The sequence below is a fragment of the Scopulibacillus darangshiensis genome (assembly GCF_004341035.1).
Taxonomy (GTDB): domain Bacteria; phylum Bacillota; class Bacilli; order Bacillales; family Sporolactobacillaceae; genus Scopulibacillus; species Scopulibacillus darangshiensis.
This window is the reverse complement of the sequence record NZ_SLXK01000003.1, coordinates 66,227-80,923: the sequence shown is the minus strand read 5'-3', so window position 1 is coordinate 80,923 and position 14,697 is coordinate 66,227. Positions and strand designations below refer to the sequence as shown.

The 14,697-nt window shown below is 39.5% G+C and carries 12 protein-coding genes; 5 read left to right on the top strand and 7 right to left on the bottom strand.

Translation table 11 applies throughout. The annotated features are described in order from the left end of the window. Positions 1-2: 2 nt before the first annotated feature. From esaA to EV207_RS22930, 6 genes are all read right to left on the bottom strand, one after another. The gene (gene esaA, locus EV207_RS03645) at positions 3-2,921 is read right to left on the bottom strand and encodes a type VII secretion protein EsaA (RefSeq protein WP_132743758.1); all 2,919 of its coding nucleotides are present in this window, start codon (positions 2,919-2,921) and stop codon (positions 3-5) included. Continuing rightward, on the bottom strand, positions 2,918-7,402 hold the full coding sequence (essC, locus tag EV207_RS03640) for a type VII secretion protein EssC (RefSeq protein WP_132743756.1): 4,485 nt from the start codon (positions 7,400-7,402) through the stop codon (positions 2,918-2,920). The genes esaA and essC overlap by 4 nt, the downstream gene beginning before the upstream one ends. 47 nt (positions 7,403-7,449) lie before the next feature. Then, positions 7,450-8,778 carry a type VII secretion protein EssB gene (gene essB, locus EV207_RS03635; protein ID WP_132743754.1) on the bottom strand — a complete coding sequence of 443 codons (1,329 nt, stop codon included), beginning with the start codon at positions 8,776-8,778 and terminating at the stop codon, positions 7,450-7,452. Positions 8,779-8,792: 14 nt separating this feature from the next. After that, a complete protein-coding gene (gene yukD, locus EV207_RS03630) occupies positions 8,793-9,032 on the bottom strand; it encodes an ESX secretion system protein YukD (protein ID WP_132743753.1) in 240 nt (79 codons plus the stop codon). Positions 9,033-9,117: 85 nt separating this feature from the next. Further along, a complete protein-coding gene (locus EV207_RS03625; protein WP_132743751.1) occupies positions 9,118-9,411 on the bottom strand; it encodes a WXG100 family type VII secretion target in 294 nt (97 codons plus the stop codon). Positions 9,412-9,606: 195 nt separating this feature from the next. Next, positions 9,607-9,756 carry a hypothetical protein gene (locus tag EV207_RS22930; RefSeq protein WP_165886822.1) on the bottom strand — a complete coding sequence of 50 codons (150 nt, stop codon included), beginning with the start codon at positions 9,754-9,756 and terminating at the stop codon, positions 9,607-9,609. Positions 9,757-9,982: 226 nt separating this feature from the next. Here EV207_RS22930 and EV207_RS03620 point away from each other — a divergent pair, with 226 nt between their 5' ends. The 5 genes from EV207_RS03620 to EV207_RS03600 are packed head-to-tail and all read left to right on the top strand — an operon-like array spanning position 9,983 to position 13,371. Next, entirely contained in the window at positions 9,983-10,372 is a 390-nt protein-coding gene (locus tag EV207_RS03620) for a YwqH-like family protein (protein WP_132743749.1), read from the top strand. A gap of 11 nt (positions 10,373-10,383) precedes the next feature. After that, entirely contained in the window at positions 10,384-10,671 is a 288-nt protein-coding gene (locus EV207_RS03615; protein ID WP_132743747.1) for a YwqI/YxiC family protein, read from the top strand. Continuing rightward, on the top strand, positions 10,668-12,173 hold the full coding sequence (locus tag EV207_RS03610; protein ID WP_132743745.1) for an LXG domain-containing protein: 1,506 nt from the start codon (positions 10,668-10,670) through the stop codon (positions 12,171-12,173). Before EV207_RS03615 ends, EV207_RS03610 begins: the two co-directional genes overlap by 4 nt. A gap of 27 nt (positions 12,174-12,200) precedes the next feature. Continuing rightward, positions 12,201-12,932 carry a hypothetical protein gene (locus EV207_RS03605; RefSeq protein ID WP_132743743.1) on the top strand — a complete coding sequence of 244 codons (732 nt, stop codon included), beginning with the start codon at positions 12,201-12,203 and terminating at the stop codon, positions 12,930-12,932. Between the two features lie 22 nt (positions 12,933-12,954). Continuing rightward, positions 12,955-13,371, top strand: coding sequence for a hypothetical protein (locus EV207_RS03600; RefSeq protein WP_132743741.1), 417 nt, complete (start codon positions 12,955-12,957; stop codon positions 13,369-13,371). 89 nt (positions 13,372-13,460) lie between these two features. Here the strand turns inward: EV207_RS03600 and EV207_RS03595 are convergent, their stop codons facing one another. Then, a complete protein-coding gene (locus EV207_RS03595; protein WP_132743739.1) occupies positions 13,461-14,282 on the bottom strand; it encodes a hypothetical protein in 822 nt (273 codons plus the stop codon). Between the last annotated feature and the right edge of the window lie 415 nt (positions 14,283-14,697).

The window sequence follows — 14,697 nt, the reverse complement described above, 5'->3', positions numbered from 1 at the left end:
TATTATGCCTCATGACTTTGCTCGCTCTCTAGGTTTGTGTCCGATTTGATCAGTCGGGCGATAAACGGAATAGCGGTAAGCATGGCCGTGATGACAAGTAAGAACACGCTTCCTACAACGAATTGGCTGGAAGGATCATATTGTATTGACATGTAGACTTTTGAAATTGGATCTTGGTAATTAAAGTTCGGCATTGCCAAGTCTAAGAGCGGTGTGATGTAGAACAAAATGAGGCCGATGCTCACAAACCAGCCGATTAAGGATCCAAGACCAAAGCCGACGCGAACTAATGTTGAACTTGCGAGTAACAATAGAATCGTAAAGATGGACCATTGAATGGCTCGGTCATCAGCGAGTGAGTAGATATTTAAACCAAATACGCTGATCATAAGCCCGACAATAATATTCAGAAGACCGAATAAGGATCCTCTTACTAATAACGGTGCATCTTTGTAATAGTGGCTGAAATAGCCTATTAGCAAGCTGCTGATTAAAATAATGACAAGAACAACTACCGGCGGTACAGTTTTCTGCTTATCAGTAGGCACCTCACCGCTGATTTGCAGCGGGTTTGATAGATACTTATAAACATAGCCATTGTCCTGTCCATCAACAAGTGTGTTGCCAAGAATGTCATAAACGTTTTTCTTAACCAATCTCGTTGAAGACACGTTCTTTGCCCATTTGTTATTCAGAGTATCAGCCTTTTCCTGAACACCGTCTACCTTCTTCTGCAACTGGCTGGTGTAATCGACAATATTAGTTTGCCGCTCACCCATCGAGTCCATCAACTTATTCATGCTTTTCAGCTCTTGACCCATGCCTTTTTGCAAGTTGAGTAAAATCGTTCCGTCCGGACTCGCAGTTGCTGTCGACCCGTCAGTCACAATATCATCAGGCTGCTGCAGCTTCTCATCGATCACACCAGCACTCTCTTGGATGCTATTAAGACTATCCATCACCGCCGCCTGCTGCTCATCGATGTATTTGTTATAACTATTCACAAAATCCTCGTTAGACTTCTTGAAATCAGCCATTGTCTGTTTGGCACTGCTTAATCCACCAGTTAATTCGTTCCATTCACTTTTTTCCTTATCTGTCATTGAAATGATATTTGTAATTCCTTGACTTATTTCACCATCGGTAATACTGTTTTTTAATGCATTATCATGAGCTAATCCATTAAAAAATGACTGATAGTGAGCAAGATAGTCATAATATTGGACAAGTTTTTCTACATTTCTACTTTTAATTTTTGCATCGAAAGCTTGATACAGCTTATCTTTTCTATCTTGTGATAATGCTGATTTTAAGATGTCTTGTTCCCTATCGTAAATTTTTTTAACTAATTTATCCACATTTGCATTTGATTCGCCAAGTGATTTTTCTAATTCATTAATTTTCGATTGTAATTCGTTATTAACTTTCTTTAAATTATCATTTTCAGTCCCTAAGTCTTCTATTTGACCTTGCAAATCTTCAATAGTACCGCGAAGTGACCCAAGTTGTTTCTCAAGCCATGCCTTATCGTTATTATCATGTACAGCAAGGCTATCCTTTGTCTTCCGGATTTCATTAGCTAATTTATCCAATTGATTAATCGTTTCTTTAGGTGGTGGTTCCGGTAAGTTTGATAGTTTCTTTTTCAAGACATCCATTTTCCCAGCAATTTCTGTTAGTTTACTTTGTTCTGTCTCAGTATTAGGTGCTTTCACATCAGACTGACCAGACTGTGGGTGAACATCTTCATTATTTTGACCCGACCCAGTTTGAGAAATTTCTCCTGATTCACCTTTTTCACTATTATTTTCGTTTTGCTCATCTGAATTCTTTAAGGATTCTCTTAATGTAATGATTTTTGGTTGTAAACCATCTAACTTAGCCACCATAGTTTGACTATTTTGATCTATTGGTTTACTGAAAAGAGATTTCAATAGTTCCTTTTGTTCATCAATCTGGTCTAATCTCATATTATTCAGGTCTGCAAACTTCTCATTATTACCATTAATCATCTGCTGTATGGTTGTCATATTGGCAAGCATTGGAGCGGCGTGGTTGCCGAATGTTTGGTCTAGCTGGCTTTGTCTTTTGGAAATGGTATCCATCCCCTGAGTGATTGTTTCTTCACTTTGGCCTTGGACCTTTTGTAAAATTTTCTTTTGGTTTTCCTGATACTTTTTATAGGCATTAACATAGTCTACGAAGTTAGTAAGTCTGTCCTCAACCTGTTGGACGTCGCCCTTTCGTTCCGCAGAACCTTCTTCAGCACTCTTAATATTAGATTGCAGCTGTTTTAACAATTCCTTCTGCCTATTCAGTTCATCTGTCAAATTCTTCGAACTCGGGCTGTAAAACGAAATCATCGCATCTTGGAAGGCAATCTCCTTGTTCAAAATATCATTGAACTGACCGCGGACATTATCAACCTCCTGAGACACATAGCTCCAATAAAGTGACGAAATATGATTGTTCACCTTATCAGTATCACTCTTCAATTCCCTTAATACCTTCTCTTTGTTAACCGCATTCAGCTGATCCTGCACCTCATAATGAAGCATCGCCTTCTTCGGCTGGTCCTCATCATAAGTCAAAATATTTTGTGTGAAATGCGACGGAATATAAATGATCGCATCGTATTTCAAACTTTCCAGTCCATTATCAGCCGCACTTCGGCTCAGAACCGTCCACGTATAATCAGAATTCTTCTCCAAAACCGGCACAATATCTTGCCCAAAACGCGTCGGGTCTCCATTGTCATTTTTAACACCCAGATCTTCATTAACAACCGCAATCTTACGCGTTGCATTTTCCTTAACCTTCATCGGATTTTGACCTATGTATTCGAAAAACAATGAAGGCAGCGCCAATATAATGACGACTGTAATAACAACTTTAACTATAGGCTTCCATTTTCCCGTCATGCAAGTATCCCCCTTTCAGCAGCACAGAGTGGAATTTGGATTTTCGTATCCTTCCCGTTTTCAACATAATAACCGAAGCCTGGATTGATATCAGTTTCCTTACGATTGAATGGAAAAGTAAAGAGATTTTGTTCAGATTTCTTCATTAGGATGACAGCTTGACGAATTTGCTTAACTTCCGTCGTAAGCGTATCAAACCCTTTTGAAAACTCATTTTGATTTCCGGCAACGATTAAATTAAAACCTAAATGACTGTAGTTCTTCATGAACATGCTCAAGCGATCCTGAATCTTGTTATCTACCGTCTGCTGGAATCTGCCAAAGCCATCCACGACAAGCAGCAGCGGTGCGAAGGAAAGCCGATTCGCCGTCCCATTTTGAACAGCGGTCAAATATTCCTCTTCCCTTCCTTGCAGTAAAGCTTCAGTATCATCAAGCCACTTCAAAATATGCTCCTTCGTCTCCACATAGCTGATGCCTTCCATCGTGGCGAATTCTGACAACCCTCGGTCAATGGAATCAAACACCCCGATACTGCTCGTATCCCAAGATAAGGATGTGTTTAAAACCACTTTAAGCACATTTGTTTTTCCTTTTTGCGTCTGACCGAAAATCAAACAATGCCTATTCTTGATCAAGTCAACATAGACCGGCATAACAAATTCTTCATCAAGCCCAAGTGGGATTAAACCAGGTTTATATTCGACCCTGTTGTCAGCTTCCATATCACCCATCGTTAACTTTGGCGCAAGCATTGGAATCGCATCAGGAAGCTTCTTCCCTTCATTTCGCGCTTTAATCATTTGAATATCTTGTTTCACCCGCTCAAAGACACTAAGATCATCGTCACCATCAGCAGGCAAGAACACTTGAGCGAGATAAGCCTGATCCTTTTTGATAATCGCACGCCCAGGAATCGCCTCAAGCGCGTAAGGAAGTTTTCCTATAACCCCTTGCGCTTCACCAGCATCCATTAGATAATGGACAATCTTCGTCTTTAAGTTGTTCATCAACGCCTGACGAATAGCGTTCACCCTTGTTGCCGTGAAAATCATGTAAATGCCAAGTGACTGGCCGTCACGAACAAACTGTGTCAACTGCATTTCCAAATCCTCAAGCTCTTCCTTCGCAAAATCGAAATTATCTATGGCAATGAAAATAAGCGGAAGCGGCTCATCACTTAATGCATTGTACATTTTGATATTGCTGACTTCCTTTTTCTGAAGCAGTTGTTTGCGGCGATGAATTTCCTCTTTCATGATGCGCATGAACTTATCGATTTTCCGCTCATCATCCATACGGAAATAGTCAGCAGTATGCGGCATTTGTCTTAAAGGCAAAAGGCCGCCGTTTCCAAAATCAAAGATATAATAATGAAGATCTTCAGCACTGTAACTTGATGCAAAACCGAGCAATAATGTTGTCACCGTCAACGATTTGCCATAGCCGGAAGAACCGAATACGCCAATATTGCCATCCTCTATTAATTGATAAGGGTATGGATCTTGACTCTGCTTTTCCGGTTCATCGGTTAAGCCGATGTAGAACTCGCCTTCGCTCTCTGACACGTATGCGGATCGGGCTATCCGCTGTTCTAACGGTGGCAGCCAAGGACTGTTAAGTTTCTTGATGTTCAATGTCTGCTGGAGCTCTTCAATTTTGTCCACAATCATGTCGATTTCCGTATTCTCGTCCTTCTTCTGATGTTCTTGCCCAGAAACATCCGATAGCGGAATAAGACCTAGATCAGTGACGATCGCGACATCATCTTCTCCGCTTGCCGTATCTTCCATATAAGGCGCCCCGCTCCAGGCTGATTGGAATAGTTCATACACTTCATTGTTACCGACTTGCAAATAGCCCCGTCCGGTCACCGTTATGGATGCGGCATCAGCGTTTTTCAACACTTCTTTACTATCTGAAGCATCCTGAACTTTCAATGCGACTTTAAACCGCGCGTTACTCCAGATCTGGTCATCAATGACACCGCCTGGTTTTTGCGTTGCCAGAATTAGGTGTACACCCAAGCTTCGCCCGATCCGGGCCGCACTGACCAGCTCGCGGATAAATTCAGGCTCTTCCGTCTTTAACTCCGCAAACTCATCGGATATGAGGAACAAATGCGGCAGCGGTTCTTCCGCCGTGTTTTGTTTGTACAGCTCGGTATAATCATTAATATGATTGACCTGGTATTGATCAAACAAGCGCTGGCGCCTTTTCAGTTCGCTCTTAATCGAGGCTAGGGCTCTGGCACTAAAGTTCTTGCTGCCTTCAATATTCGTTATCGTCCCCAATAAATGCGGAATGTCTTTAAACGGCTGAGCCATCCCACCGCCTTTATAGTCAATCAGCAAGAAGGCGACTTCATGTGGATGGAAGTGCACAGCTAGAGATAGGATGTACGTCTGCAAAAATTCACTTTTACCAGACCCGGTTGTTCCCGCGAGTAGACCATGAGGACCGTGTGCCTTTTCATGAAGGTTTAATTCCACAATGTCCTCTCTGCCTTTTAAGCCGACTGGAACTGCCAATGACTTCGATGATTCAGTTGTGAACCATTTTTGATCAATCTGAAGATCTTCGACTTCTTTTGCTTTTAACAATTCCAAGAACGAGACACTCGTCGGAATCGAATTGGTCATTCCGACCTGATGATTCAAAGTTTTTAGCCTGCGGGCAAATGTTTCATTATTTTCCCGCTTATGCACGTCAAGCTGAAAGGGAATCTGAGTCGCTTTTCTGTTCTGAATCAAGATATCCCCCTCGTGTTCGTTAATATATCTGACAAGAGTGTGGATATGCTCAGTCAAATTTTCTTTTGTTCCCTCAGCGAAAATCGTTGAAATACCTAAATGCGGATCATTTCCTTCTAAGTACTCGAGTATGACATGCTCGGATATCAGTTGCTGATTGGTAATGATGAAGACGATATGAGGTGAAAACCGCCTTTTTCCTTTTTCCTCATCCAAATCGCGTTCCCTAATGACTTCATATAAAGATGAGAGCAGCTGATCTCTCGTTTGTTCGTTATATATAAACCCTTTAGCAAAGGCATGGGGCAGCTGAAAATGCGGCAGCCACTTCAACCATTCCCAATCCTTATATTCTTCTTCATTAAATATAAAAACAAAACGAAGGTCATGATAACTATGGGAAAATGCCAGCTGGCCAATGAGCTGATGGATGTCATTTTTAACGACCGATTCCTTCCCGATTAGACCCATGGCCCCTTCGGCAAGGTTAACAGTGACTGGCACATTTTCAATATCCTTATAGACCCTTGCCATCACCTGTGATTGTTCAAGAAGGTCGTCAATCTCACGGTTTGCCATATCCCCGCTGCTTAAAGAAATATCATAGCTTGATGGAACAGTTCCTATGCCGATCCTGAGCTGCAGGAAGTCATTGCTGTCAAGTGTCCGCTCCCAAATCCGATCGGAAATTTGCTCAGTCAAATATTTCATTCTTTCAAAGGAAGGGTAATGAAAGAAAAGCACTTGTTTTTGCTGTTCCGCAAGCTCCTGTAATTCATGACGCTTATCTTCCAAATATTTTGTATACACTCTGTGCCTTTTCTCTTCCCGTGTCTTGCGGTTTTTCTTTTCTTTAAAATAATAGACGGTCGATGTAAATAAAGTTGTTGTAAACATGACCATTGAAATAATAATGAAGATCCCTCTCGGCCTGACGAGAGCTACAATACCCATGACAATCAGCATAAGAAGCGGCGGCAAAATAGTTAACCACAGGCCGCGGTTGTTATTTTCCCCTTCTTGGGAAGGAAAGGATAAGTTCACCTTGTCATCCGGGAGATCATAAATCATCCTTGGTGTCCGCCGGTAAAGCGGATATTTCTTTTTCATTTCCGAAATCGGCGGTTCGAATAACGGAAGCTCCGTCTTCCATTCTTCTACACTTGTGATCTGCATCACATCATCTTCTTGAAAACTGATCGTCATATAAGGCCAGGTGATGATATCGCCAATATTAATGTTGGTTTCTTCTGTTACCAACCGGCCATTCAAAAAGAGGCCATTACCACTCGGGGATACGAACCATTGTTGTTTGACCTTTAGAAAACTAAACCCTTTTGCATGTATTAAGGCGGGGGTATCTTCTTTTTTATAAACATCAGCCTTATCATCAGCCATTGAAAAGGTCAAATCATGACGAGTGCCGACATAATAACTGTGGGTGATTGCCGGCGAGTCCGTTAGACACAATGAAAGGGTTTCTTGCCCTTCTGTAAGGTGAACCGCTTCAGTCACCGATAATGTGCCTATGGACTTATCGCCCTGTAAAACAGCCAATTCCGATTCGTTTTTACTTTTTTTAACTGAAAGTGATCCCCCTGAAAAAGGAAACGAACGAATCGTCAACATATGCTGCTGTTCAGAGCCAATCGTTATCACATCTAAAGAAGCTATATTGATCGGCAGTTGTTGATAGGTTTTATCATAGAAAACCCAAAGGAAGCTCATTAAATTCACATCCTGTGACGAAATTTCATTTTAGTTTTTTAACCTGTCTACTCTTTAGGGGACTCTTTTTTTTGCTGGTCAGCCTTTTTGGAAGCAGCATCCTTTGCTTTATCTTCCTTTTTATTATCAGCAGGCTGTTTCTTTTGCGTTTTCGCATCCTGTTGATCTGCCTTCTGTTCAGGCTGTGCCTGTGTTTCTTGACTTTGCTGATCCTGCTGTTCCTGTTCTTTCTGTTCCTTCATATATTCATCAATTTCGCTTTGAATATCTTGAACCTTTTGCTGCTTTTCTTCCCCTGTCAGATCATCATCCGCTTTGATTTCTTTACGGTACTTCAGCAGTCCGAACATGATTAAATCCCGATCTTCTAACGATCGAGCGATATCAAGCGCCTTTTCACTTTCACCTCGGCCAACGTGAATCCAATAGGCATAATATTGTGGATCTGATTGAAGTGTCAGCGTACTTTGGACATTCTTCTTTTGCTCCTCAGTGAGCGATTCGTTAATGATGTAAGATGTTGCGAGCTCATATTGGACCACTTTTGGCATCTCATCGACACTGTAACGGCCTAATGCATCAACGACTTGACTGTAGTCATTGCTAAGGAAAGATTGACCGCTTTCTGCAAACGCTTCTTGTTTGGGTTGTAAAAAAAAGATTGAGTAGCATGTATAAATAATAGCAGGGACGAGGCAAACAATAAGACCAATCATAACGTAGCGCTGACCCTTCCACTTTTTGTTTGGGATATGCACTAAAGTCTTATCCTTTTTCTCCAATTGATCGATATGATCTTGAATCAGTGCAAGCAAGTCATCCAGACCTTTTACGGTAAATATTTCTTTGGTATCCGGTCCAAGCTTTAACGTCTCATGGAAATTTAAATATTGTTCAAATGTATAACTCTTATCAACAGCGGCTGCAACCGTAGCTTTAACTTCAAGCAAAAGCCTTTCCTCTTCGTTTTCGTATGGAGGAAGACTCTCCATAACACCATAATGCAGGAAGGCCGGCTCCAGGCTTCGGTCAAACATGATATTTTCCGGGCAAACAATAAGATGAAGGCGGTGAAGGGAATGCTTCATCACTCGTTTAACCAGGTGGTGGGAAAACAGCCACTTGCTTCTGTCATCTTTGCTATGTATACGTTGGAAGCTTTGATACTCAGCGGGTGGATGAATCGTGATCTTCAATTCATCTTCCGTCATGATAATTTCCTTATTAAAAGAAGGATCAATTTCTTTTATCATATCAATTTCCAATTCATGATCAAGCTTGATTTTTTCGTTTTGAAAAATAAAGGCGTAGCCGTTATCTTTCGTTATGGCGGCTTCGAGTTTCTTTTCTAAGTAAGTCGGCTTCTCTACTGACATCCCCATAAGCTCCTTCATAAGATTTCGATACGATCACCTGTTGTAATACCGCAAGCTGCAAGCTGATAAACGCCTGAAAAGACAGTGCGTTTGTTGGTCACTCGAACCCAGCAGCCTTCCCGCGGCAATTCAGGGATCCGCTTCGCCTGCCATACGATATCTATAACTTTCTTTATCGAATGGTAGTTTGAAAGACGCAAGTCAAACGTTTCTCCGGTATAATGCTTTAGGTCTACAGTGATCTCAATGTACATAGTATTCCACCCCAGGAAATGGAAGAAGCGCTTCATCCCTAGGAATTCAGCGCTACTTCACATTTCATTAGATTGTTAGATGAAGTTAACCGCGAATTTGACCAGCGATTTGATTATCAGTGTCTTCGATAATATTTGCGGTATCACCAAGCTGTTTCGAAATATCAGCAAGTAAATTAGCCATTTTCACAAAGGAAGGCTTAAGTTCTTCGTACTGAGCGGCAAAAGCATCGCTTGAAGCACCTTCCCACATGCCTTGAAGTTGGCCCTTCATTGTGTCAAGACGGCCAACCAAATCCTCAACGTTACCGCTTTCGTTATTGTAACGCGTTGCCATGTCACGGAGCTCTTCAGGTGTTACACGAATTTGTCCTGCCATTTCAACCTCTCCTTTTACATATATTTCCCTCTCTTGGTATTATAAAATAAACTCAGATGGGAAACAACGGTTAATTTAAATAATTCGTCGTATTTTTCGACAAAAATATCTAGATTAATTTTAACATACTTTTCAAACTATAAAGTATGTTAAAATATAAAATGGATATTTATACCAATCTGCGCATCAAACTGTTTAGATTAGTGCTGCCTTCTTAAATGTCGGCCGATTTTCATCCATTCTAGGTGTTATTGTCCAGAAAATGACTTGGCTTAACCGATTAGGTGATTCGACAAGGGTGATGAAATATGCCAATTTAATCAGATCCAAACCATTTATACACATTAAAACCAATTCCTTCTGAAAATAATGGAGACCACAAAAGCTATATTTAATTTTTCGAAATCTGTCACCTTTTGTCATTTGAATCGTAGATTAAAGACAAAAAAAGTCGTGATTTAGATAGACGCGTAACCTTGTATCTAGGGAGTTTTTCCCTTTATATGTTTATTTTTCTGAAACAATTGTGTAATATTGTAATATATGAAATGAATGCGCGGGAGTGGATGACGTGTTACCGGATAATGAAGTTATGATTAGAATGCTGAATAATGATATTGCTTCGTTGCAGAGTACATTACATGATAACCAGGAAAAAATAGCACGATTACATAAAGCAAAAAGGCATATTACTGGTGGGCAAGATGATCTGTCTGAGTATAAAAATCTGATAAAAAACCCTGATCTCACATCAGAATCATGGGCCGGCAAGCATGCTGCTGAGTTCTTAGACATCCGTGAAACTATCGATAACGCTTATAATGATATTGTGACAATACAGGTCGAATCTATATTGCAGGGCATAGAAGACAAAATCTCACAATTAGAGAATGCTAATCTTGACCTGTCAGACGATATTTCATCGAAAAGAAATAGAATAAACCATATGCACGGTGCGTAAAAGGGGGGCGTATGATGCCAGAAATAAAAGTTAATCAAGGCGATGTTGAACCGGTTTTCAGCAATCTTAAAGGGAAGATAAATGAGCTTAACACCTCGAATCCGACGATCGAATTTAGTACTTCTGTACTGGATGTTGTGACAAAAATTATAGATATCGAGGACACCTACTATGAAGCTATTAGTAAATACAAAGCACTTCTTTTAAAAGCTGAGGATGACGCCTGGACGAACATCGAGTCGTTCATTGATGTTGAAGAAGAGTTGGCGGCAAACATTGGCAAGGGGTCAAGGCGATGAAAGTATTAAAGGTATCGGAAATAACTGAAGGGATTGATCATTCGATTAAAAAGAAGGAAAACGAAAAGGACCAAATTCTTGCGATTCGTGATGCGATGAATCAAGTCACTGATTTGGGCGACTCCCTTAAGGGCGAAGGCGGCAATGCGATTAAGGAATACTTCAAAGTCCTCCACATCCCTGTCATTCTTCTTCTTAATCAATTCCTGGATCGGTACATAAATGGTTTGAAAGATATCAAAAATAGTGTTAAAGAATTCGAGGATCATAACGGCCTTGTCCGCGAAGAATTCATCATTGAGGATGTCAAAAAAAGCCTCGACAGAATTGAAGAACTGACCCATGAAACAGTAGGGAAAATCAATGATCATTTCATGGAAGTCAGTGATTTGGTAAACGATCAGCCTGTTACTATCATGCCGTTTGTAAAGCGGATGGATGAGGCTGAAGCGCATAATAGAAAAACAATTACTAAATTAAATGCGCTTGATGAAGCAAGTATGGCGAAATTAAAAGAATCGGAAAATAATTTAGATGGATTTAATAGCCTTGTTAAAAAGTTTAACGAGTGGTCTAAAAATGGGCTAATCTTAGACACAGGCAAGATTCACAAAATGGAAGATAGTGTCTGGGAAAATGAAGCTATACAAGGTATGATTGAAGATGTGAACTTTAGTATTGGGGAGCCCGGAACAAATCAATTACATAAATATGATACTCTCGCCAACCTAGCAAGGGTTAGAAACAACACAACTTTATCCAAGCCACAAATTTGTTTGCCAAAGAAACCAAAAGAAGCAGGGATAGTTTTTGGGAATGGGTTAAATACATTAGGTTTAGATCCGAATCATCCCATAAAATCCGGTGCTACATTACTACAAAATGGATATGGCGGAGCCCAAGTATTTAAGCAGGTAAGAATAAAGAAAATGGGAGGCAGTGTTCTAAAAGAAAAATACACAACTGCCCGCGGTAAGGATACATATAGACTACGATTGACCAAACCCGAATTATTTGGCGTTAATAAAAAATCATACACCCAGTATAACCTAATTAATGGTAAACCAGCTGAGGTGCATGCCTTAATTAACGGTAAAGTCGCCTTAAAAGATGCCCTTAAATTTAAAGGAATATCAGGTAAATTAGGATTGTTAGGATTAGGTATATCCACAGTTGCCGATTTATCAAATGGTTTAAAACAAGATCAATCAGGAAGTGATATAACCGGCCTTATTGTTAGCGATGTGGCCGTTGGTGTAGCTTCAATTGGTGCTTCAGCCTTTGCTGGAGGACAATTAGGTGCCTTAGCCGGTGCTTGGGCAGGACCAGTGGGTATGGCAGCGGGATTTTTAATAGGTGCAGGAACGTCCTATTTCCTTAGTGAGGTAAAGTGGTTCGATGTAGACGGTGATGGAAAATCAGATTCTGTGGGTGACGTCATTCAAAAAGGGACTACTAAAGCAATAGAAGGAGTAAAACACTTTTTTGGACATTTATTTTAATTAACATCCTTTGTGAAAGGAATATTTATGGATAAAAAAACGTTTAATGAATATTTGATTTTAAGAACATTTCCTACCGATATTCGCTTTATTGCAATGATGAATGTTCTGTTTTTTTCAGATCTTTTGGGTTTTTTACCGTTGCTTGGGATACCAAGGCTACCCTTCTTTATTAATCTTGCAATCATTCCAGTAATAATCTTGAACATTTGGCTGCTCGTTTATATTATCGCGCCTTATCGATTTGAATTATCCTTTACCCTTTTTCAGGGCGTTTGGGGAGTGCTAACATCATTTTTATATTTTTTAGTTACCCAAAAGTTTTTGTATAACATTTTGCACTTTGAAACGTTGCTTTTCTTTTATCTTGGTCTTGCCTTATATTTAATCAGTGTTAGCGGTGTCATCATCATTCAACATCTATCCATAAATGGTAAGATTAAAATCCCGGAAGGTCCCGGGGCTTGGACGAAATGGATTGCTATAGTACCGGGTTTTAGTTACGTGTTTGGTCAAATGATCTTTTCCATTATAAAAAGCGATGATATAAAAGCACTTATATTTGTTGGATGTATTTTAGGAGCAATGATTTTTCCAATTCTGTTTGTTAAGCTTCTGCATCAATACTTTTTTTTCATAAAAAATAAAGATGCATTACTGGCAAAATACCCAACACTTAACAAACCTAAGAAAGAAAGGATTTTCCAAAAAAGACCAAAGAATAGCAAGTCACATAAGCGCAAAAAGCAATCCAAATGAATAATAAGAAAGGAGCAATAAAGTGACCAATATCCCTGAATATCATTATAATATTATTTTACTTGATCTTAATAATGATCTTTCCGATAAGGAAATAGAAGAAGTCGTTGACGAAATTGGAGTATCCACAGATATCGATGACCTCGACGTATCAATAATGAAACAAAAATATATTACAGAAAACCAAGACATGGTTTTAAAAAACGACATAAAACCCGGGAAATATCCTTATTTCCTAATAACTCGGGGACTAAATGAAAAAATGAATCAAATTAGAGATGAATACAAACAAAAGCATCGGATAAAGAATATGCTAAAAATGATAAGTCCCACCGAATTACACTACGCTACTCAAGACTATATGCTTAATTTTGAACATACTGTTTTCCATACAGATAACATAAATGAGGTTATTAATTATTTTGAGGGTATACAATAATACAATAATTTTAGTATTCCCTACTAAATTAACCAAGGGGTACATTCCTCTTGGTTAATTATGAGCGGTATAATAAGAACTTCTTTAAATTACCTCTGTAAAATTGTTTTATTATTTCCAACGTTTAGAGCGCTTTCCGCCACTGAAAGGTACTCCTTTGTTAATCCAAATAAATCCACTTGCTTTGCTTCTAAAAGTTCTTTTCCATTCTTTTCTATCATTCTTAGTGTCCAATTATTTGAAGGCGAAAAAACAACAAATAGCCCTTCTGCAGTCCAATGATCCTTATTAAAGTGATACATCATCATTCGATTGATTCTCTCATTTCTATGTAATGACTTCTTAAGGTCAGCCCATAATGCTGGGATTTGGTTTAGGTTATTGATCCTACATATAATGCTATCCAAATTGTTGAAATCACCCTTCTCATTTAACCAATCGTTTATTAACGTGCCAGGTAAAACCAACGTTCCCGATTTTGATATTTGATTATGTTCTAGTCCAACCTTTGGAAAGATCTCATTTTTCAGCGCTATTTTAGGCTCACTTTTCTGTTGCAAATAGTATAAATCATCGTTTATTCTCCCACATTCGATGACAAACTCCTCAGCAAAATAAAAAAACGATTGTGATGATTTATCAGGGGCATCAACCTGAATAATTGTATTGGAGTAAGCCATAACCGATAATGCGGAAATCAGTCCTTCATCGATCCAAAGTTCCCCATCTTCCCTTTTTCCAACCAGCTCTCGATCTTTAAGGTTTTTAATTACCGACTCCCATTCATACTTTAATCCCTCTTCTTGTAATCCAGAAAAAGGATTATCTATTCCTATTACCGCGGGAGCTTCTAATAGCCCTAGTAACACAAATATTTCTTTATTACTTAAATGTATTTGTATCTTTTCCATCTAATATCCACTCCATTAGCTAATTGCTTGGCAAGGTATGTAAAGAAAACTCGCCGATTGGCGAAGACAGAGGCGTAGTTGCGACGCACAGGACGTGCTAGTACTGGCGTTGTAACAGGATGTTACGTCTTTAGCCAGTGCACTTATGTGCGTCAGAAAGTTATACTTTCTGATTAACTAAAAAAGCCAAAACCTGTTTACTATTTTATTAATTTTATAGGCATGGCGCTAAAAATTAATCTAGCCAGCGGACTAATTGACCAGGCCAAGACGATAAAAATTCCCCAAAATAGTATATTTTACATGTTATTATGTTATCATTAATTTGGAGTTCTTACCATAAACGAGATTAAAATTTGACCCTTCGTCCGATTTTTTGCTGACTTTGGGTCTTCCTCCATCACCGCCCCCCCTC

Excerpts from the sequence above, each read along its gene's own strand:
- esaA (WP_132743758.1), bottom strand. The coding sequence starts at position 2,921 with ATGACGGGAAAATGGAAGCCTATAGTTAAAGTTGTTATTACAGTCGTC.
- essC (WP_132743756.1), bottom strand. The coding sequence starts at position 7,402 with ATGAGCTTCCTTTGGGTTTTCTATGATAAAACCTATCAACAACTGCCG.
- essB (WP_132743754.1), bottom strand. The coding sequence starts at position 8,778 with ATGTCAGTAGAGAAGCCGACTTACTTAGAAAAGAAACTCGAAGCCGCC.
- yukD (WP_132743753.1), bottom strand. The coding sequence starts at position 9,032 with ATGTACATTGAGATCACTGTAGACCTAAAGCATTATACCGGAGAAACG.
- EV207_RS03625 (WP_132743751.1), bottom strand. The coding sequence starts at position 9,411 with ATGGCAGGACAAATTCGTGTAACACCTGAAGAGCTCCGTGACATGGCA.
- EV207_RS22930 (WP_165886822.1), bottom strand. The coding sequence starts at position 9,756 with ATGTGTATAAATGGTTTGGATCTGATTAAATTGGCATATTTCATCACC.
- EV207_RS03615 (WP_132743747.1), top strand. The coding sequence starts at position 10,384 with ATGATGCCAGAAATAAAAGTTAATCAAGGCGATGTTGAACCGGTTTTC.
- EV207_RS03610 (WP_132743745.1), top strand. The coding sequence starts at position 10,668 with ATGAAAGTATTAAAGGTATCGGAAATAACTGAAGGGATTGATCATTCG.
- EV207_RS03605 (WP_132743743.1), top strand. The coding sequence starts at position 12,201 with ATGGATAAAAAAACGTTTAATGAATATTTGATTTTAAGAACATTTCCT.
- EV207_RS03595 (WP_132743739.1), bottom strand. The coding sequence starts at position 14,282 with ATGGAAAAGATACAAATACATTTAAGTAATAAAGAAATATTTGTGTTA.